The organism is Filifactor alocis ATCC 35896 (genome assembly GCF_000163895.2).
Classification (GTDB): Bacteria; Bacillota; Clostridia; order Peptostreptococcales; family Filifactoraceae; genus Filifactor; species Filifactor alocis.
This window is the reverse complement of sequence record NC_016630.1, coordinates 269,471-291,623: the sequence shown is the minus strand read 5'-3', so window position 1 is coordinate 291,623 and position 22,153 is coordinate 269,471. Positions and strand designations below refer to the sequence as shown.

Here is a 22,153-nt window from a genome sequence, read left to right as displayed (position 1 = left end):
TTGGAAAGAAAATTTACTCATCTGCATTTGCATACACCATATAGTTTATTGGATGGTTTCGCTACTATAGAAGATACTATTAAAAAAGCGAAAGAAGATGGTATGGACGCTGTAGCTATTACAGATCATGGGGTAATGTTTGGTGTTGTTGAATTTTATAAAGTAGCATTGAATTATGGAATTAAGCCCATCATTGGATGTGAGGTGTATGTTTCATATCGAACAAGGTTTGACAAGGAAAATATAGATAAACGTTCCTACCATTTGATTTTGTTAGCAGAGAATAATACCGGATACCAAAATTTAATAAAACTAGTATCATTAGGATTTGTAGAAGGATACTATTATAAGCCTCGTGTTGATATCGATTTGCTGAAATCTTATTCTGAAGGGATTATTGCACTGTCTGCTTGTTTAGCAGGAGAAGTTCAGCAGTCTTTATTAAACAACAATTATGAAGAAGCAAAAAAAGTAGCTTGCAGATATAGAGAAATTTTTGGAGAAGATAACTTTTTTTTAGAGTTACAGAATCATGGTATTGAAGAACAACTTAAGGTCAATCATTTATTAAGAAGATTGTCTTTGGATACAGGTATTCCATTAGTAGCAACAAATGATGTTCATTACGTCAACCGCTCTGATTCTAAAAATCATGATATTCTTTTATGCATCCAAACGGGAAAAACTCTTGATGATAAAGACAGAATGGAATTTAAAACAGACCAGTTCTATTTCAAAACAAGAGAAGAAATGTATCAATTATTTTCAAAAGACGAAGATGCTCTTTTGAATACATGGAAAATTTCTCAAAGATGTAATGTGTCATTTGATTTTAATGTAATTCATTTACCTGAATTTCAAGTGCCTCATCATTATACAAAAGAACAGATATTTGATGAATTGTGTGAAAGAGGGCTTCAAGAAAGATATTTTGATATTACTCCTCCTATTAGAGAACGATTTGAATACGAAAAAAAAGTAATCAAAAAAATGGGATACGTGGAATATTTTTTAATTGTTCAAGATTTCATTCGTTTTTCGAAAAAAAACAATATTATGGTTGGTCCGGGAAGGGGTTCTGCAGCTGGATCCATTATATCATATTGCCTGCAAATTACAGATGTAGATCCTATTAAGTATCATCTTTTATTTGAGCGTTTTCTTAATCCTGAAAGAATTTCTATGCCGGATATAGATATCGATTTTTGTTATGAAAAAAGAGAACAAGTAATAGATTATGTGAAAGAAAAATATGGAGAAGACCATGTTGCTCAAATTATTACTTTTGGAACTTTTGGAGCAAAGGCTGCAATCCGTGATGTGGGAAGAGTGTTAGGGATTAGTTATGCTGAAGTAGACAAAATTGCAAAACAAATTCCCGATAATCTTGGAATGACAATTGAAAAAGCACTTGAAATGAACAGTGAACTTAAAAAAATGTATGTTTCAGACAATAATGTGCGAAATATTATTGATTTTGCAAAGCGTATTGAAGGATTACCGCGTCATGCATCTACTCATGCTGCAGGGGTCGTTATTTCAAAAAATACAATGGATTACTATGTTCCTTTGTATATGCATAAAGATTTAATAGCAACACAATTTCCTATGACAACATTAGAGGAACTCGGTCTTTTAAAAATGGATTTTTTGGGATTAAGGACTTTAACTGTAATTCAAAAAACATTAGAAGCAATTGAAAAAATTTATAATAAAAAAATTGATTTCTCTAAAATGGATACAAATAACACCAGAGTGTTTCAACTATTATCTAATGGAAATACACTCGGAGTTTTTCAATTAGAAAGTCCGGGAATGAGGAGTTTTTTGAAAGAACTGCGTCCGGATACATTTGAAGATATTGTTGCAGGAATTTCCCTATACAGACCGGGACCTATGGAATCGATTCCTATCTATATCGAAAATAAAAACAATTCAAACCACATTTCTTATTTACATGAATCATTAAAACCGATTTTGGAAGTTACGAAAGGAATTATGGTGTACCAGGAACAAGTAATGCAAATTGTTCGTAGTTTAGCAGGATATTCCTATGCTCGTGCTGATTTGGTTCGAAAAGCAATGAGTAAAAAAAAGATGGATGTTATGGAAGAAGAAAGAGAATATTTTGTGTATGGTAAAATTTCTGGGAGTGGAGATATTGAAATATCCGGCTGTGTTAGAAATGGAATTCCTGAAAAGATAGCAAACCAAATTTATGACGAAATGATTGATTTTGCAAAATATGCATTCAATAAAAGCCATGCTGTTTGTTATGCTATGTTGGCATATGAAACTGCATATTTGAAAGCGTTTTATCCAAGTTGTTTTATGGCTTCATTAATGACAAGTGTATCCGATAGAAGTGATAAAGTAATTGAGTATATACGAGAATGTGCTGATTTAAATATATGTATTTTAAAACCTGATATTAACAGAAGTAACAGTTATTTTTCTGTCGAAGGAGATCATATCAGATATGCACTTGCTTCTATCAAAAACATTGGAATTAAAGCGATTGATGATATAGTGCAAGAAAGAAATAAGAATGGTGAATTTCAAAGTTTTGAGGACTTTATTAAAAGGATTCCACAAAAAAATATTTCTAAAAGATTTGTTGAATCTTTGATAAAAGCAGGATGTTTTGACAGTATTCATCCTAATAGAGCATCATTGGTGGCAGGCTATGAAAAAGTAATGGATATCGTTCATTCTCAAAAGAAACATTCCATTCAAGGACAAGTAACACTATTTTCTAACCAAGAAGCTTTGCCGAATCAAAATCTTAATTTTTTTCCTCATATATCCGATTTTTCTATTAAGGAGAAGTTATATATGGAAAAAGAAACAATAGGATTATATTTGAGCGGTCATCCTTTAGATGAATATCAAGATGTAATCAAAGATGATACAAATATTGTGAGTATTGATTCGATAAAAAATATTCCTTCACATCAAAAATCAGAGATTGAAAAGAAAAAAATTGTAATTGTAGGTACAATTTTAAGTAAAATGATTAAGTACACAAAACAAAATAAAATCATGTGCTTTTTAACAATAGAGGACTTTAGCGGTTCTTTGGAAGTTCTCATTTTTCCTAATGTTTTTCAAAAAAATTTAGAATTTTTAAATGAAGATGAATGTATTCTGATTTATGGAAGTATGCAATGGAAAGAAGAAAATGATGTGACTTTCATTGCAGATAGGATAGAACCGTTGAAGACCAGAAAATTTAAAAAAATATACATTCAGTTAACACAAGAAAACTCTTATAGATTAAATGAAATTCAAACATTTATCAAAAAATATCCCGGAAAAGATCATGTGATATTTTTTGATTCAGACAGTAGAAAAGCTTTTGAGATGCAAGGATTCCATAGAATTGAATATGGAAGTGATATTATAGATAAGTTGAAAATAATTGCGGGTAAAGATAATGTGAAAACAAAGATGTAAGGAGATATTATGAGAAGGATTGCAGTTTTAACAAGTGGTGGAGATGCTCCCGGAATGAATGCCGCTGTTCGCGCGGTAGTTAGAACAGCCGTTTATAATAATGTAGAAGTATATGGAGTTCAAAGAGGGTTCAAAGGTCTAATAGAAGGAGATTTTATAAAATTAAATGTATCTTTTGTAGGAGATATTATCCATAGAGGAGGCACTGTGTTGCGCTCTGCACGATGCTTGGAATTCCAGAATCAAGAATCGTGCAGAAAATGTGCAGTCGATTTGTTAAATGTATTTCAGATAGATGGACTGATTGTAATAGGTGGAGATGGTAGTTTTAGAGGTATGACTTCTTTGACAGAATATGGATTTTCAACAATAGGAATTCCAGGAACCATTGATAATGACTTGGCATATACAGATTTTACAATTGGATTTGATACGGCAGTAAACACAGTTGTTGAAGCTATGAGCAAATTACGTGATACAACATCTTCGCATGAAAGAATAACTATTGTTGAAGTAATGGGTAGAAGATGTGGTGATATCGCATTGTATGCAGGTTTATCCGGAGGTGCGGAGGCAATTTTAATTCCGGAGGTACAATACGATTTGAGTCAAATTGCAGAACAATTAATAAAAAGCAACAATCGAGGAAAAAAACAGAGTATTATTGTTGTAGCAGAGGGAGTTGGGAACACAGAGTTTATATCAAAAGAAATCAATCATTTGACAGGGTTTGATACCATGACGACAATATTAGGACATGTTCAACGTGGTGGGAATCCTTCCTCCAGAGATAGACTCTTAGGAAGTATGATGGGAAATAGAGCAGTTGATCTTCTGTTGAATAATATCACAAATAGAGTGGTTGGAGTAAAAGATAATCAGATTATGGATATGGATATAAACGATGCTCTTCGTTCAAAAAAGAGATTTAACAGAGAGATGTACAACTTGTCAAAAGTATTGTCCATTTAATTTTGAAATAACTAAGATCTTAGAAACAAAAAAATTATTAGAAGGGATAAATTTGTATGAATCCGCTAAAAAAAACAAAAATTGTGTGTACTATAGGGCCGTCAAGTGGAAAAAAAGAAGTTTTAAAATTGCTTGCAGAAAATGGAATGAATGTATGTAGATTAAATTTTTCTCATGGAAGTCATGAAGAACACCAAAAAAAAATAGACATCATAAAAGAAGTTAGAGAAGAATTAAATGAACCTATCGCTATTTTGTTAGATACGAAGGGACCTGAGATAAGAACAGGTATTTTTTGTAAGGAAGAAGTAGAGTTAAGTACAGGACAACTGTTTACCTTATATATGGATGATATCATAGGAGATCATACAAAATGTTCTGTTTCATACAAGCATCTGGTTCATGATGTCAAAAAAGATGATATCATTTTAATTGATGATGGATTGATTTCTATGTTGGTAGTGGAAGTATCGAATGAAAAAATCGTATGTGAAGTTCAGAATGCCGGAATTATTAAAAATAATAAGGGGATTAATGTTCCGAATGTAAAAATAAATTTACCTGCTATTACTCAAAAAGATAGGGAGGATATTATTTTTGGGATTAAAAATGGGATTGATTTTATAGCTGTATCTTTTGTAAGAAAAGCATCGGATGTGCTATCTATTAGAGAAATATTGGAACAAGAAAATGCTGAATACATTCAAATTATTTCAAAAATCGAAAATCAAGAAGGAATCGATAATATAGATGATATTTTGATGGTTTCTGATGGTATAATGCTTGCAAGAGGAGATTTAGGAGTTGAAATCCCAACAGAAGAAATTCCTATTGTTCAAAAAAGAATCATAAAAAAATGCAATTTTTTATCAAAACCTGTTATTACAGCTACCCAAATGTTAGATTCTATGATGAGAAATCCCAGACCAACACGTGCAGAAGTAACAGATGTTGCAAATGCAATTTATGACGGAACAGATGCAATTATGCTTTCAGGAGAGACTGCTTCAGGAAAATATCCGATAGAGTCTGTCAAAATGATGTATAATATCGCCATTAAAACAGAAGAAAATTTAGACTATAAAAACATGTTATTGGAAAAGTCTATGGCAAGAGAAATGAACATTACAAATGCTATCAGCCATGCTACATGTACAACTGCCAATGATATTGGAGCAAAAGCTATTATTACTGCAACGGAATCCGGATATACTGCAAAAATGGTATCTAGCTACAGACCTAATCAAATGATTATTGGCATTATGCATTCTCCCGTTGTAGCAAGACAGATGGGAATTGTTTGGGGAATTCTTCCTGTTAATATAGATAAAATTACAGTTTCAACCGATGAATTATTTGATTTATCAATTAATGCATCTATTTCTAAAGGGTTAATTTTTCCGGGAGATATTGTTGTTATTACGGCAGGGGTTCCTACCAGACAAACGGGATCCACCAATTTAATTAAAGTCCATGTTGTAACAGAAATATTATCTCAGGGAATTGGAATAGGAGATAAGACAATTATCGGAGTTGCTAGAAAAAATTTAAGAGATTTTCAAAAAAATGATATTTTGATTGCAAAATATACAGAAAAAGAAATGGTTGATTACATGGAAAATGCATCCGCCATTGTTGTAGAAGAATCAGGTTTAACTAATCATACTGCAATTGTCGGCTTAAGTTTAGGAAAGACCGTAATTGTAGGTGCAAAAAATATTGTAGCAAAAATCGAAGATGGACAAATCATTACCATTTCTCCTAAAAAAGGATATGTATATAAAGGAAATGTTACAGGAGTGTAGTAGAGATTCTTTTAAATAAGAAACTGTTTGACTGAATGATATAATATTGTTATTATCTTTGTAAAAGAACATAACTATTCCTTAAATGTATATTTTGGGAATAGTTATGTAAAAAAGTAAAGGTGGTTCTAAATGGGTATGAAAATAAATAGTAAATCAAGTAAACCTCATAATATTTTAGAAAAAGAATATTCTATGATGAAAAAATGTGAAGAACTTGAGATTCAATTTCCAGCATTTTTCAGAGATTATTTTATTTTTTTGAAAGGCTCTGTATCCATTTCTTCCAGGTATGCATACTTGATAGATATCTATTCTTTCTTTGAATATTTAATTGATTCAAAGTTTTTTGAGACTGAATATTCATCTGTTAAACAAATTAAACAAAGCGATTTAAAAAACATCACTGCAAGAGAGATTAATTATTATATTGGAGAATATTGTAGAAAATATGAAGTTAAAAAAGAAGATACGGTGGTAATATTTGAAAATCAAAATAAATCACTTTCCAGAAAAAAGTCTTCTCTAACATCTCTATTTAAATTTTTATTTAGGAATGAACAAATGAAACATAATTTGATTGATGGATTTAATCCGATAAAAATGCCAAAATTGAATCCTGATGCAATAAAAAGATTATCTATAGATGAGACAAACGAATTGATTCATGTTATTAATACAGGTATAGGTTTAACAAATCATGAAAAAATTTATTGGGAAAAAACAAAATATAGAGATAAAGCTATTATTATGATATTTATTACTCTTGGTTTGCGATTATCAGAACTTGAACAATTAAATATCACCTCAATTAATTTTAAAAGAAAGGAAATTCTTGTATTCAGAAAACGCGGAAAAGAAGTATTGATGCCATTTAATGATACTATCGAACATTCAATCCTTCAATATATCAATTTAGAGAGAAATCATATAATTATCAATGATGAGAATGATCCTCTTTTTTTATCTCTTCAAGGAAAGCGAATGACCGGTCGTCAAATCAGGCAGATGATAAAAAAATATACTTCGATTGTTTTAGGAGACAATGAAGGATATTCTCCACATAAATTAAGATCTACACTTGCAAGTTCTCTCATAGAAAGAGGTTTTTCTATTTATGATGTACAGAATTTATTAGACCATGATAATGTAACAACAACACAAATTTATGCGTCTCATAAAAAAAATGTAAAAAAAAATATAATCGAAAATATCGATTATATTGAAGACGAATCAGAAGAGAAACAATAGATGATATTTAAAATTAGTTGCGACATAATACGACAATTCCACGTTTTGTTTCTAATTCCAATTCATTTTCTGATTTAGAAGAAACGGACAATTGACCCAATAAAGAATCATTGATACAATCTCCCTGATTTAAATTGAAAATTTTACCAATATCAAAGCTCCCTTGGTAGTCAGGTGCATTTATTTGATGATTCTTTAATTTTAAGAAATATTCACACATTCTGTTAGGTGTTTGTGTTGTTTCCTCATTCAAATGAAGAAGTAAATTTTCGTTGTATGATAAATTTGCAGGTTCTAAAAAGGTTAACATTTGAATTACAATAGATTCAAATTGAAGGATAAGATTAATTTTCAAACGTTCTAATAGAATTGTATCTTGTTTATCAAATACATTATTGTGAGTAATGTTAAAAATATCATCCTTCTCTATTGTGTTATTTTGCACCAGCGTACATAACAGGTATATAGACGCATATTCTTCTACAGTAATCCCCTTCTTTATCCATTGAAAGAAAAGAGAAGTAGCAGCAAAAGATGTTTCAATAGAATTGTTTACTAATATAATGGGAATTAGAGAGCTTAATAAACTCCCTACTCCCTTTTTTTTTAGATGCTTGTATAATTTTAATTCGTCAACATAACGATTTTTATTGATAGAAATTATATTTTTTTGTTTATCATAAAATAATGCTCTTGTTGTCAAATACACTAACTCATCGTTTCCATAATAAACTGTATTCATATATTTTTGTTCAGTCATATTCTAAGAATCCTCAAACTATTCACATCAAATTAAATTACATTTTTCTTGGTGCTTCCATTCCTAAAATCCAAAGTGCATTTTTGATTACTATTTGACTCGCTTGTACCAAAGAAAGATAAGCAATCTTTTCTTTTTCATTTGCAGTCAATATAGGATTGTCATGGTAAAATTTATTGAAAGCTTGACATACATCCAATACAAATCTGGTTAAGTGATGAGGTTCATATTTTTTAGCACAACGCAATAATACATCTTCAAAAGAGCTCATGATTCTAATAACCTTCATTGCATCATTATTTGTAGAAAGAATAGAAAAATCTATATCTGTGTTTAAATCAACATTTGCTTTTTCTAATAGTGAGCAACATCTTGCATGGGTGTATTGGGTATAAGGACCTGTTTCTCCTTCAAAGGTTAATGCTCTATCCCATGAAAAAGTATAATCTTTGATTCTTGTATTTGACAGTTCTTGGAATACGATAGCTCCAACACCTACTTGTTTTGCAACTTCATCTAAATTTTCCAAGTTAGGATTTTTTTGTTGAATGATATCTTTTGTTTTTTCAATAGCTTTGTTTAATACATCCTCTAAAAATACTACTCTTCCTTTTCTTGTAGATAACACACCCTCTTCTAAAGAGACTGTTCCAAATGCAACATGTATACAGTCATTTGCCCAGTCATATCCACTTAGCTCATGAACTTTTTTCCATTGTTTAAAATGTAACTCTTGAGGAGCACCGACTACATAAATATTTTTATAAAAATCATAAGTGTCTTTTCTGTATTTTGCCGCTGCTAAGTCTCGAGTAATATATAGTGTAGATCCATCTTTCTTTTTAATCAATGCAGGTGGCATACCATACTCTTCTAAATCTACAATTTTAGCACCTTGAGAATCAGTAAGAAGATTCATGTTTTCCAAATGTTCTATGATGGCAGGCATTTTATCGGAATAAAAGCTTTCACCGGCTAGTGAATCATACTCAATTCCAAGCATACTATAAACTTTGTCAAATTCTTTTAGAGAAATATCTCTAATCCATTGCCATAATTGTACCGCTTCCGGATCTTTATCTTCTTCTAATTTTCTGAACCATTCTCTGGCTTCATCTTCTAACTCAGAATGGACTTCTGCTTCTTCATGAAATTTCACATATAATTTTAACAATTCATTGATAGGGTCTTTCTCTATGACTGAACGATCTCCCCATTTTTTAAAGGCTACAATCAATTTTCCAAATTGGGTCCCATAATCACCAAGATGATTAATTGCTATCGTGTTGAAGCCTACAGATTGATAAATTCTGTCTAAAGCGTGGCCTATTACAGTAGATCTGATATGTCCGATATGAAAAGGTTTTGCAATATTTGGAGAAGAATACTCCACTATCACATTTTTATGTTTTCCATAATCAGATTTTCCATAATTTTCCTTTTCAGACAACACGGTTTCTATCACTTGTTTTGCAAGTAATTTTTTATTGATAGTAAAATTGATATAGCCGGAAATAGCCTTTATAGACTCAAATTCTTCTGTATCAGGCAGTTGTTTTACCAAATCTTCAGCAATTAGATTTGGTGCTTTTCTATACAGTTTTGCCAGTTTAAAACAAGGAAATGAATAATCTCCCATTTCCGGATTAGCAGGGACTTCAATTAGAGATTCGATGTCAATCTCGTTATTTGTAGATAAAATGTTCTGTAATAATGTATATACTAATTTTTTAAAATTCATAAATATGCTCCTTTGTAAGTAATATGGTAGATAAATACAAATACTGATTAATTGGAACTACACCTATGTCTACATTTGGGGCAGATTCCAAACAATGTAAATTCAATATGTTCTACAATATATCCATCTAAAAGGTTACAAGAACCTTCATCTAATTTGGTATCAATATCACAGATTTCTCCACATTTCGTACACATAAAATGACCGTGTGGATGAGTATTGATGTCATAATGAGCTTCTGTTTCATCAATATTCAATATCTTTACTAATGAACATTCTTTCATTAAGTTTAGAGTGTTATATACTGTTGTTTTAGATAGCGAAGGAATTTCTTTAATGAGTGCAAAGTAGATGTCATTTACAGAGGGATGAATATGATTGTTTTGAAGAAATTCCATAATTTTTACCCTTTGAAAAGATGGCTTAATCCCTTTTGTCTTTAGCAAGGCACTATATGATTTTAGAGAAGATATACTCATGACGTCAAAACACTCCTTTTCTGAGTTTATTGTTCCTAATTATATCATTAAACAGGATATTATAAAAGCATTCGAAATATTATAGAAAATAATATTACTTATTAACAGACGTTAAATATGAAACAAATTGAACGGATGGCCCCCCGGAAAGTAAGTAAATTCCATTTTTTCTTTTTTGGTCGGATGAAAGAAAGATAGCTTATATGCCCATAATGCAATGTGACCTCTCAGTTTTTCAGCAGAACCATATTTTACATCTCCAACAATAGAATGACCTCTTGATGAAAACTGAACTCTAATTTGGTGTGATCTTCCTGTTAAAAGATGGACATTTATCAAAGAATAATCCGGTAAACAAGATATAACATGATAGTTGAGAATACATTTTTTAGCATTTTTATCATGTTTAGAACAGACAGATACAATATTTTTAGAAGAAGATTTTTTTATAAAATCTTCCAATTGACCGGATGATGTTTTAAGACTTCCATGAACAACAGCTAAATATTTTTTTTCAATTTGATTGGTTCGTATTTGTTCGGATAAACGACTTGCAGCTTTTGATGTTTTTGCAAAAACCATAAGTCCGCCGGTGACCCTGTCCAATCGATGTACCAACCCGACAAAAACATTTCCGGGTTTCTGATACTTTTCCTTGATATACTCTTTTACGATGGTAAGCATATCAGTATCATTGGAGTTATCCTCTTGTGATGGAATTCTGTAGGGTTTGACTACCACAATAACATGATTATCTTCATACAATACCTGTATTTTTTCCATACTACTCCTTTGTTTTACCCATACTGTTTGTATTGTTATTTCCTGATTCTTCCTGTGGATAAACTTTGTTATTATTTGCTGTAATTTCAAAGCTGTATTCATCAGCGGATGATTTTTTTATGGTCGCAGTGAACGGACCGAAGTACTTTTTGCTTTTTGCAGCAAGGATGGAATGAGTGTATTTTGTTACAATAGGATCATTTGATTGTATGATTTGCTTATCGTTAAAACAATTCGGATTATCCATCAATGCTAATTCCAATGTTTCTGCAAAACTGACAGCACTTGCAATATCTAATTTTTGCTGAGCACTTTCTTTCACATTTTGATATTTCAGCATACCATATGTAGCAATGAGTAACAGTAGTGTAATAGAAATAATAATTTCAATTAGTGTAAATCCGTTTCTTTTACTTAACTTTTTGTTCATAAAGATAACCTCCTAATGTAAAATAATTTTGAAAAATTATTAATATCCGATTATTTTATAGAAATAGATTACTTTTGAAGTTTTAATGTTTCATTTCGTAAAATGTGAGAAAAATATTCGGGCAAAGGCGAATAAAATTCTATAAATTTCTTGCTCGTCGGATGAACAAAACCTAAATATCCTGCATGTAATGTCTGACCTTGCAATTGATATTCACACTTTCTATTAGTGTATAAAGAATCACCGAGTAAAGGATGGCCTATATAAGTACAATGTACTCTGATTTGATGAGTTCTACCGGTTTCCAATCTTGCTTTTAAATATGTTTTATCTTTAAAATTTTCAATGACAGTTAAATGTGTAATGGCAGGTTTTCCGTTAGGAACTACAGCCATTTGAAGTCTGTTTTTTGGGTTTCGTCCAATCGGTTGTTCGATAGATAAATGAGTTGTTTTAATATTTCCGAAAGTAATTAATTGATATTCTCTTTGAATAGAATGTTCCTTAAATTGTTCAGAAAGAAATTGATGAGCATCATTATTTTTTGCAATCACTAATATTCCGGATGTATCTTTATCAATCCGATGAACAATACCAGGTCGAATATATCCGTTGATTTCAGAAAGATTACCTTTGCAATGATATAAAATGGCGTTCACTAACGTGTGAGAATAATTTCCCGGTGCAGGATGAACAACCATTCCTTTTTCTTTATTTACAATCAAAATATCTTTATCTTCAAATAAAATATTCAGCGGAATATTTTCAGGAGAAATTTCGATACTTTTAGGCTCAGGGATGTAAATTTCAATATTGTCAAAAGATTTTAGCAAAAAACTTTTTTTTTCGTATTTTCCATTCACAAGTACTCGTTTTTCGTCAATCAACTTTTGGATATAAGAACGAGATATACTTGGAAGATTTGAAGAAATAAATTGATCCAATCGCATTCCCTCATCTTCTAAAACAACAAATTTTTTAGTAGAAGAAAAATCGCTATTTACCGGACTCCCCTCCTTGTGTCATCATGAGATGTTCTTCATAAACATCTTCTATTAAATTTCCTAAAATCCAATCGATATTTGTTGGAGTAATCATAGAAAAAATTGGTCTTTTAATATCATGTTCTCTCATATAATTTATGATATTCATAACACTTTCCCGATCTAATCCTGCTAAAAACACAAACTCAATTTTAGAAACATCTTGTGAGAAGTTGTGGTTCTCTTTTACGTATCCATCAATTCCAAGACAGTATCCTACCTTTTGATTTAAATCAGAAGAAGTTATTTTTGACGCATATTGATCCAGGTTAAAATATTTTAACGTGGATATAATCTCATCTTCCCTTATTCCATCTATTCCATTCAGTAAAATCTTTTTCATAAAATCAAGACCCCTTTATATAAAAACTTTATTTCATTACATTATATCATGATTTAATGTATTTTTGAAAATATAGACAATATAATCTAAAAATTATTTTTGTGTTGATGAAAAGAGTATATTGTTGTATAATTCATAATTGTAATAAATAAAGACAAGGAGGAGCTTATGGGAAGAATACATAATATCGAAGGTAGAAAAAATAAGCAAGATTCAAAAAGAGCTGCTGTATTTACAAAATATGCGCGTTTGATTACAGTTGCCGTGAAAGAAGGTGGACCTGATCCTGAATATAATGCTTCCTTAAAAACTGCAATTGAAAAAGCGAAAGCGATGAATATGCCTAATGATAATATTGAACGTGCCATAAAAAAAGGAACAGGTGCAGGAGATTCAGAAAACTTTGAAAGTATTGTATACGAAGGTTATGGTCCCGGTGGAGTTGCTATGATTATTGAGACTCTTACAGATAATAAGAATAGGACTGCCGGAAATGTAAGATATTATTTAGATAAGAATGGTGGAAATTTGGGAACATCAGGATGCGTTTCTTTCATGTTTGACAGAAAAGGTATCATATTGATTAAAAAATCAGATGATATTTCTGAAGATAGCTTGATGGAAGTTGCGTTAGAAGCAGGTGCAGAAGATTTTTTATCTGAAGAAGATGGATTTGAAATTTACACTGATCCATCATCCGTATATGAAGTAAAAGATGCAATCCAAACCAAAGGATATGATATTCTATCTGCTGAAGTGAGTATGATTCCTCAAACTTATACGGCAGTGGAAGGCTCTGCAGTAAAACAACTGGAAAAGCTTTTGGATATGTTGGATGATGATGATGATATCCAAGAGGTATACACGAACCAACAAGTATAGTTAGAAGAATATTGAACAATTGTGAGTATTTTAATCCTGCGTTATTACACGTAGGATTTTTTCTATATACAAAAAGAGATGTTTTCAAAGAGTACCATTGAAGACATCTTTTTTAGATTATGATATTGTTCAAAATTTTAAATACACTCTCATGCTATTAATTCTTAAAACTGTGAATAGGCGCAGGAATAAATCCTCCACGCTCAATAAAGAGATTGCTTTTTGCCGAATTCACTTTCATAATCGGTGCATATCCTAATAATCCGCCGAACTCCACAACTTCACCTTCCTTTTTTCCGTACACCGGAATCACTCTAACCGCTGTGGTTTTTTGGTTAATCATGCCGATTGCACTTTCATCTGCGATGATGGCAGAGATTGTTTCAGCCGGAGTATCTCCCGGAATAGCAATCATATCTAATCCTACCGAGCAAACACACGTCATAGCCTCCAATTTATCTAATGAAATCGTTTTATTTTCCGCTGCAGCAATCATGCCTTCATCTTCACTTACCGGAATAAACGCACCACTTAATCCACCAACGTTGGAAGAAGCCATTGTTCCCCCTTTTTTGACCGCATCGTTTAGTAATGCCAGTGCGGCAGTCGTACCATGTGTTCCGACCTGTTCCAAACCGATTTCTTCTAAAATTCTGGCAACACTATCACCTATCGCAGGAGTTGGTGCCAATGATAAATCTACGATTCCAAAAGGTAAATTTAATTGTTGAGCAACTTCTTTTCCAATCAACTCACCCATTCTTGTAATTTTAAAAGAAGTCTGCTTGATTTTCTCAGATACTACTTGAATGCTTTCTCCCTTTACTTTTTCAAGAGCCGACTTCACTACACCGGGGCCACTAATCCCTACACTGATGCTATTATCCCCTTCTCCTACTCCATGAAATGCACCTGCCATAAAAGGATTATCTTCTACTGCATTGCAGAAAACAACAAGTTTTGCACACCCTAAACTATCTTTTTCTTTTGTTAGATAGGCAGTTTGTTTTATTATCCTTCCCATCAACGCTACAGCATCCATATTAATTCCTGTCTTTGTACTTCCTACATTGACACTGGAACAAACCAAATCTGTTTCGGAGAGGGCTTCCGGAATGGAGTTCATTAATATCATATCGCTTTGTGTTGCTTTTTTATGGACTAATGCAGAAAAACCTCCAACAAAATTTACTCCTGTCTCCTTTGCAGCCTTGTCTAAAACTTTTGCAAATGAAACATAGTTTGTTTCGTTGGTAGCTCCTGCAATTAAAGAAATAGGTGTAACAGAAATTCGTTTGTTAACTACCTTTATACCATATTTATTTCCAATTTCATCAGAAGTAGATACAAGATGTTCTGCTAAATAAGTAATTTTATCATAAATCTTGGTACAAGACCTTTCAGCATTAGAATCACAACAATCCAATAACGAAATTCCCATAGTAACTGTTCTGATATCCAAATTTTGTTCATCGAGCATTTTAATCGTCTCTTGAATATTAAATCGATTCATATTATAAAAATCCCCCTATACATGATACATCGAGTCAAATAAGTTTTCGTGTTGAATTCTTATCGATAGTCCCATTTCTGTTCCTAAATCAGAAAAAATATTTGATAATGTTGCAATATCATGTTTTGATTGTTCCAAATTAACCAACATAATCATAGTAAAGTATTGTTCCATTAAAGTTTGGTTGATGTCTAAAATATTCAATTGACATTCAGCTATTTTTTGGGAAACTTGACTTACTATCCCTACTCTGTCTTTTCCAATTACTGTGATTACCGCTTTCAATCTGTTCCCTCCATTTCTACTTACATAAAAAATGATGTGACCTATGTATAGACCACCATATGTGACCTATTATACGATATTTTGTAATAAAATAAAATGTTTTCTTTTCTATGCTTTTGTTAACTCAATTTCTAGATTGAAAAAGAATCTTATTAATATTGTATCAATAAGATTCTTTTTATTTTGATAGATACAATTAATGTTTTACCATTAAGAAAGCATCATCTTCTCCAAAGTTAACGGTTCTACATACTCTCCATTTTTATAAGCACGCATATTTCCACCGGATATTTCATCAATCAGAGCAATATGAGCATCTTCTCCTACTCTTCCAAATTCAAATTTAATATCGTATAGTTCCAACTCTTTTTTTGCCAATTCTTCTTTTACGATAGCTCCGATTTTTTTTGTCATAGAAACTAAAGTAGCATATTCTTCTTTTGTTAAGATGCCAAGCATATCCAAAGCATCATCAGTAATAAGGGGATCATTTCTATCATCATCTTTTAGTGTAACTTCTACATAAGCATCCAATGGAGTCGCTTCTTTAACATATTTTCCATATCGTCTTAAGAAACTTCCAACTGCTCTATAACGACAAATAACCTCAACACCTTCTCCAAAAACTCGTGCCGGAAGAACAGTCATATTAGATTCATCTATATTACAATCAACATAGTGAGTAGCAATCCCTGCATTATTTATCTTTTCGAAAAAAAACTTAGTTAATTTTAATCCGGCTTTTCCGGCTCCTTCTATCCTAAGACCTACTTCATTTGCACCGGGATCAAATACTCCGTCTACTCCGGTAACATCGTCTTTGAATTTTAACAAATAATTTCCGTTTTCCAAGTCAAAAACATCTTTTGTTTTTCCTTCATAAATTTTTTTCATAATATCCCCCTTAAAAATTGATATTTCGACACAAAACGATTATACGATTTTTTTATAAAATGTTCAAGTTTTTTAATGGTAAATATTAAAAACTCTTTCTAAATATCATAAAAAATATAATTTTATCCAAAAAACGGAATATTTATAGTAATGTATGATTATAATATACGAAATTATTTTGTGATTTTTCCACCTAAATAGTTAAAGTAACATCCTTGATATAAATTGTTCTGATTCATATATTCTATGATATAATCTTTTATTTTCCACCAAGAAGTATTGAAATTACATGAAATAACATCTTTTTCGGGAGCACGACCGATAAGACGTTGTATTGCAATATCAGGTGATAGATAGCTTAAAAAGAATGCCACTCTTTCGATATAATCTTCCATAGTTCCTATTTGAAACTGTCCTCTTTCATATTCTTGAGCCATTATGCTCCCTTTCGGAATATACAGCGAATGAAGTTTTACTCCGTTAACTTCAAGAGCAGATAAAATTTTAGCGCCTTCAATCACATCTTCTTTTGAGTCTTGAGGAAGATTCAAAATCATATGCACAGTGGTTTGAAAACCATACTTTTTACATCGAATGATACAATCGATAAATTCTGCCAGAGTATGTCCTCTGTTTATATTTTTTAGTGTATGATAATTCACAGTTTGCAGACCTAATTCCATATTGATTTCAATATGATATCTGTCATTTACAGTTTTTAAGAATTTGAGTTGTTCTTCTGTAACACAGTCCGGTCTTGTCGAGATTGCAATTTCAACAACATCTTCTCTAATAGAAGATAAAATACATTCTTCAAATTTTGATTGTTCTACATACGTATTGGTATAGTTTTGAAAATAAGCAATAAACTTTTTGGCATGATATTTAGATCCTATATAGTTTATATTTTTTTGTAATTGCTCCTCAACAGATTCCAGATTATTTCTACTTTCAAAACCTACTCCTACATCTCCACAGAATGTACATCCGCCTACTCCGATTTTCCCATCTCGATTCGGACAAGTTAACGGGAGGTTAATTGGGATTCTATATACTTTTTCTCCATATTTTTCCTTTAGGAAATTGGAATAAACATAATATGGTTCCATTGAAATGGTTCTCCTTTTTATTTTATAAGAAAGAAATTGTGGTCAATCGCTTATTTTTCTTTGCAGAAGACGGAATCGTTTTTGTCTTACAAAAATCCCATTCTCTGTCATCACTTTCCAATAATTCTATTCTTTCTACTTTTGCATTTTTATTTAGATTAATCACTTTTACTCCTTGACTGCTTCTGCTAATCTTTTCAGGAATGGATGAAGTGTCGATAGAAAGACAACGATAATTATCTGTAAAAATAACAAATGTTTCATCTTTCTTGATATGGAAGCAGTCAACCAACGGACTCTGTGTAGAATATACATTTTGTAATTTTTTTCGGAACGATTTTGTTTGATAAGAAGAAAAGTTAATTTTAGCAACTTTTCCATTTTCAAAAAAATACACCATATATCCTTCATACTCTTCAGGAAAAATCATTTGTATTATTCTTTCATTTTCTTCCATTTTTAAATAATTAGGGAGAAATAACCCCAGTAAAGATGCTTTCGTGTCTTTTAAATCGCTTACTTTTACTTGATATAGTACGTTGTTTGTAGATAACAGCATAAAAACATCTGTATTGTTCATTTCTATTTGTTGTAGAATGGAGTCGTTGTCTTTTAATTTTTGTTCAGAATACGCTCTAAGGGAGAGTTCGGGTATTTTTTTGAGATAACCGTCTTTCGTTAAAAACATCGTTACAGCATAATCTTCTGTAAAATTTTCTTTTGAATATACGACAACATCTTTTTTTGATACTATGGTCGTTTTTCTTTCTTGACCGTAAGTTTTTATAATCTTTTTTAACTCAGAAATAATCAGCTTATCTTGTAATTTTTGGGAATGATATATTTCTTCTAATTTCGTAATTTCTTCTTCCAACTCCTTAATTTCGCTGATTTTTTTTAAGATATATTCCTTATTTAAGTTTCTAAGTTTTATTTCAAGGATATATTCAGCTTGCTTTTCCTCAATTGCAAAGGCATTCATTAAATTCGGAAGGACGTCAATCTCCTTTTCTGTGTTTCTAATAATAGCAATTGCCTTATCAATATCCAAGATGATTTTTTCTAATCCTTGTAACAAAAATAACCTTTTACTCTTGTCTTCCATTTCGTTTAATGTTCTTCTTACAATACATTGTCTTCTAAAATTCAGCCAATGAAAAATAATGTCTTTGATTCCTAATATTTTAGGTTTGTTATCTATCAAAACATTAAAATTACAACTAAATGAATCTTCCAAAGTGGTGTATTTAAATATTTTCCCCATCATGGATTCAACATCTGCATTCTTTCGAACATCTATCGTAATTTTAAGCCCATTTAAATCCGTTTCATCACGAATATCCGTAATTTCTCTTAAAGTACCGTCTTTGATTAGGTCTATTATTTTTTCAATGATGACTTCTACGGTAGTAGTATATGGTATTTCATAAATTTCGATAAGTTGTTCTTTTTTTAAATAACGATATTTTCCTCTTAATTTGAAACTTCCACGACCCGTTTCGTAAATAGATTTCATTTCTTCTTCATCAAACAACAACTCTCCTCCGGATGGAAAATCAGGACCTAAAATAAAATCAAACATGTTACAATTTATATCTTTAAGATATGCGATAGTATAGTTACATATTTCTGATAGATTGAAACTTGGAATGGAACTTGCCATTCCTACAGCGATTCCTTTGTTGGCTTTTAGCAAAATATTCGGAAAAGTAGTAGGTAACAATACCGGCTCCTTCATAGTAGAATCATAATTATCTACAAAATCTACGGTATTTTTTTCTATTTCACCAAAAAGTTCTTTACAAAGAGGCATTAGCTTTGCTTCAGTATATCTGGGAGCTGCAAACTGCATATCTCTGGATGTGGATTTTCCAAAATTTCCTTTTGAATCAATATAGGGATGTAATAAAGATTCGTTTCCGCGCGATAATTTAACCATTGTCTCATAAATTGCAGAATCTCCATGTGGATTAAGTTTCATAGTTTGTCCGACAATATTAGCAGATTTTGTTCTATTGGCATTTAGTAGATTCATACGATACATTGTGTAGAGCAACTTTCTATGAGATGGCTTAAATCCGTCAATTTCAGGAATGGCACGAGATACGATAACACTCATAGCATATGGCATGTAATTTTGTTTTAATGTGTCCACTATATTTTCTGTTCTTTTATTCGTTTCAATATATTTCTGTGTAGAATTTTTTTTTGTTTTTTGTTTCATAGAAACTCCTTATTTAACTACCTACATTTCATCTACTTGTTCTAAATATAAATGACCAAAGTTTTCAATATACTCTTTTCTGCTTTGAAGATCATCTCCAAGTAGAGTATCAAATGCTATTTTAGTATCTTCGGGATTATATTCAGTTACTTGTATTAATCTTCTTGTTTCCGGATTCATTGTTGTTTCCCACATCATATCCGGCTCATTCTCTCCAAGTCCTTTTGAACGTTGAACATGGTAGGAACCTTTTATTTTAGATAGAATCGCTTCTTTTTCTTTTTCAGAATATGCAAAATAAGTTTTGTTTTTAGAAGAAATTTCATAGAGAGGCGATTCTGCAATATAAATATATCCCTTCTCTATCAGGGTAGGAGTCAGCATGTAAAACATTGTCAAAAGGAGTGTTCTAATCTGAAATCCGTCTACATCGGCATCTGTACAAATAATAATTTTGTTCCAACGAAGGTTATCCATATTGAAGTCAGCGATATCTTTTAGATGTTTACTGTTCATCTCAACACCTGTTCCGAGAATAGAGATAATATCAGTTATAATATCATTTGCAAAAATACGTGCAGAATCTGATTTCAAACAATTTAATATTTTTCCTCGGATTGGAATAATTGCTTGAAAATCGGAATTTCGCCCTTGTTTACATGAACCTAAAGCAGAATCACCTTCCACAATATACAATTCTCTTTCATCCGGATTTTTTGTTCGACAATCGACAAATTTTTTGATACGAGTCAATGGATCAAATGTTGTTTTTAAATTTCTTTTGATAGCCATTCTTGTTTTTTCGGCACTTTCTCTGGAATGCTTATTCACAAGAATTTGATCGATAATTTTTTCACCTTCTTGCTGGTTTTCAGTAAAATAGATTTCTAACTGTTCTTTCAAAAAATCTGTTAAAGCTTGTTGAATAAATTTATTGGTAATCGCTTTTTTTGTTTGATTTTCATAAGAAGTCATTGTTGAAAATGAGTTGATAACAAGAAGTAAACTATCTTCTATATCTGAAAATGAAATTTTCTTTTCATTCTTATAATATTTTCCTAATTTTTTGATATAAGAATCTACAGCTGACACAAATGCAGATTTGGTCGCTTTTTCAGGAGAACCTCCATGTTCCAAATAGCTGGAATTATGATAGAATTCTAAACGATTTGCTTCATTAGAAAAAGCAAAACAAATATCTGCTTTGAGTTTATAAAAAGGCTTGTCCTCACGATCTCTTCCTTTAGTTTCTAAAGAAACAGAGTGTGGAGAAGAAATATAATTGTCACCTATCAGTTCGTTTACATAGTCAACAATCCCATTTTCATAACAATAGCTGAATTCACTGTTTGAAATTTCATCAAACAAATGAAAAGATACCCCTTTATTTATTACTGCTTGTCTTTTTAATGTGTCACAATAAAATTCTAAAGTGATATTGATATCCGTGAATACCTCTGTATCCGGTTTGAATTTAATTTTTGTATAGGTTCCGGGAGAAGAATCTTTTTCTTTTTTAAGGCCTCCGATGCTATACCCTTTTTCGAAGTGAACTTGATAAAGATAACCGTCCCGTTTTACTTTTACATCCATATATTCAGAAGAATATTGTGTGGCGCAACAACCTAAACCGTTTAGTCCCAATGAATACTCATAGTTTTTCCCTTGATTTGTATTGTATTTTCCCCCGGCATATAACTCTTCAAAAATAAGTTCATAGTTATACCTATTTTCCTTTTCATTAAAATCTAAGGGAGCACCTCGTCCGAAATCTTCTATTGTAACAGAAAAGTCGCTGTGTCTAATAACATTTATTTTAGTCCCATTTCCTTCTCTTGCCTCATCGATGGCATTAGAAAGAATTTCAAACATAGCATGTTGACACCCTTCTATTCCGTCTGACCCAAAAATAACAGCCGGGCGTAACCTCACTCTATCAGGACCTTTTAACGAACTGATACTATTATTTCCATAATCTACATTTTGTTTTTTTTCTTTTTTCATATATAGAACATCCTAACTAATTGATATGTAATTCATGATACACTTCGCTGTACATTATACCATAAAATTTTACTAATTATATCTCATATCCAAAATGATTCATCAATATAAAAACAGACTGTACCAGGATTAACTTTTATCATCAATCAGTATTCAGTCTGTTACATTAATCTATGAAA

General features: G+C 31.3%; 18 protein-coding genes. 5 read left to right on the top strand and 13 right to left on the bottom strand.

Translation table 11 applies throughout. The features are described 5' to 3' along the window. The 4 genes from HMPREF0389_RS01235 to HMPREF0389_RS01220 all read left to right on the top strand — a co-directional run bounded on the left by HMPREF0389_RS01235 (position 1) and on the right by HMPREF0389_RS01220 (position 7,484). A complete protein-coding gene (locus HMPREF0389_RS01235; protein ID WP_014261923.1) occupies positions 1–3,456 on the top strand; it encodes a DNA polymerase III subunit alpha in 3,456 nt (1,151 codons plus the stop codon). 9 nt (positions 3,457–3,465) lie between these two features. Continuing rightward, positions 3,466–4,428 carry a 6-phosphofructokinase gene (gene pfkA / locus HMPREF0389_RS01230; RefSeq protein ID WP_014261922.1) on the top strand — a complete coding sequence of 321 codons (963 nt, stop codon included), beginning with the start codon at positions 3,466–3,468 and terminating at the stop codon, positions 4,426–4,428. A gap of 56 nt (positions 4,429–4,484) precedes the next feature. Next, entirely contained in the window at positions 4,485–6,233 is a 1,749-nt protein-coding gene (gene pyk / locus HMPREF0389_RS01225) for a pyruvate kinase (RefSeq protein WP_014261921.1), read from the top strand. A 132-nt stretch (positions 6,234–6,365) separates the two neighbouring features. After that, a complete protein-coding gene (locus HMPREF0389_RS01220; protein ID WP_014261920.1) occupies positions 6,366–7,484 on the top strand; it encodes a tyrosine-type recombinase/integrase in 1,119 nt (372 codons plus the stop codon). A 13-nt stretch (positions 7,485–7,497) separates the two neighbouring features. Here HMPREF0389_RS01220 and HMPREF0389_RS01215 read toward each other — a convergent pair whose 3' ends face one another. From HMPREF0389_RS01215 to HMPREF0389_RS01185, 7 genes are all read right to left on the bottom strand, one after another. Further along, a complete protein-coding gene (locus HMPREF0389_RS01215; RefSeq protein WP_014261919.1) occupies positions 7,498–8,244 on the bottom strand; it encodes a hypothetical protein in 747 nt (248 codons plus the stop codon). A 37-nt stretch (positions 8,245–8,281) separates the two neighbouring features. After that, complete coding sequence (gene argS / locus HMPREF0389_RS01210) at positions 8,282–9,985, bottom strand: arginine--tRNA ligase (RefSeq protein WP_014261918.1); 1,704 nt, start codon at positions 9,983–9,985, stop codon at positions 8,282–8,284. 47 nt (positions 9,986–10,032) lie between these two features. Next, positions 10,033–10,464, bottom strand: coding sequence for a Fur family transcriptional regulator (locus tag HMPREF0389_RS01205; RefSeq protein ID WP_014261917.1), 432 nt, complete (start codon positions 10,462–10,464; stop codon positions 10,033–10,035). A 111-nt stretch (positions 10,465–10,575) separates the two neighbouring features. Continuing rightward, a complete protein-coding gene (locus HMPREF0389_RS01200; protein ID WP_014261916.1) occupies positions 10,576–11,247 on the bottom strand; it encodes an RluA family pseudouridine synthase in 672 nt (223 codons plus the stop codon). A gap of 1 nt (position 11,248) precedes the next feature. Then, on the bottom strand, positions 11,249–11,677 hold the full coding sequence (locus HMPREF0389_RS01195; protein ID WP_014261915.1) for a prepilin-type N-terminal cleavage/methylation domain-containing protein: 429 nt from the start codon (positions 11,675–11,677) through the stop codon (positions 11,249–11,251). A 68-nt stretch (positions 11,678–11,745) separates the two neighbouring features. After that, positions 11,746–12,627, bottom strand: a complete 882-nt coding sequence (locus HMPREF0389_RS01190; protein ID WP_014261914.1) for an RluA family pseudouridine synthase — start codon at positions 12,625–12,627, stop codon at positions 11,746–11,748. Between the two features lie 46 nt (positions 12,628–12,673). Continuing rightward, positions 12,674–13,063, bottom strand: coding sequence for a DUF3783 domain-containing protein (locus HMPREF0389_RS01185; RefSeq protein ID WP_014261913.1), 390 nt, complete (start codon positions 13,061–13,063; stop codon positions 12,674–12,676). A 168-nt stretch (positions 13,064–13,231) separates the two neighbouring features. Between HMPREF0389_RS01185 and HMPREF0389_RS01180 the strand changes: the two genes are divergently transcribed. Then, positions 13,232–13,945, top strand: coding sequence for a YebC/PmpR family DNA-binding transcriptional regulator (locus HMPREF0389_RS01180; protein ID WP_014261912.1), 714 nt, complete (start codon positions 13,232–13,234; stop codon positions 13,943–13,945). Positions 13,946–14,102: 157 nt separating this feature from the next. Here HMPREF0389_RS01180 and HMPREF0389_RS01175 read toward each other — a convergent pair whose 3' ends face one another. The 6 genes from HMPREF0389_RS01175 to HMPREF0389_RS01150 form a co-directional block, all read right to left on the bottom strand. Further along, positions 14,103–15,458 carry a PFL family protein gene (locus tag HMPREF0389_RS01175; RefSeq protein ID WP_014261911.1) on the bottom strand — a complete coding sequence of 452 codons (1,356 nt, stop codon included), beginning with the start codon at positions 15,456–15,458 and terminating at the stop codon, positions 14,103–14,105. A gap of 15 nt (positions 15,459–15,473) precedes the next feature. Further along, positions 15,474–15,743, bottom strand: coding sequence for an ACT domain-containing protein (locus HMPREF0389_RS01170; protein WP_014261910.1), 270 nt, complete (start codon positions 15,741–15,743; stop codon positions 15,474–15,476). A 210-nt stretch (positions 15,744–15,953) separates the two neighbouring features. Continuing rightward, the gene (locus tag HMPREF0389_RS01165; protein ID WP_014261909.1) at positions 15,954–16,637 is read right to left on the bottom strand and encodes a phosphoribosylaminoimidazolesuccinocarboxamide synthase; all 684 of its coding nucleotides are present in this window, start codon (positions 16,635–16,637) and stop codon (positions 15,954–15,956) included. A gap of 173 nt (positions 16,638–16,810) precedes the next feature. Continuing rightward, positions 16,811–17,746 carry a TIGR01212 family radical SAM protein gene (locus HMPREF0389_RS01160; protein WP_014261908.1) on the bottom strand — a complete coding sequence of 312 codons (936 nt, stop codon included), beginning with the start codon at positions 17,744–17,746 and terminating at the stop codon, positions 16,811–16,813. 22 nt (positions 17,747–17,768) lie between these two features. Then, positions 17,769–19,970 (bottom strand): DNA gyrase/topoisomerase IV subunit A, encoded by a 2,202-nt coding sequence (locus tag HMPREF0389_RS01155; protein WP_014261907.1) that lies wholly within the window; start codon positions 19,968–19,970, stop codon positions 17,769–17,771. A 21-nt stretch (positions 19,971–19,991) separates the two neighbouring features. Beyond that, the gene (locus tag HMPREF0389_RS01150; RefSeq protein WP_014261906.1) at positions 19,992–21,974 is read right to left on the bottom strand and encodes a DNA gyrase/topoisomerase IV subunit B; all 1,983 of its coding nucleotides are present in this window, start codon (positions 21,972–21,974) and stop codon (positions 19,992–19,994) included. Positions 21,975–22,153: the final 179 nt, after the last annotated feature.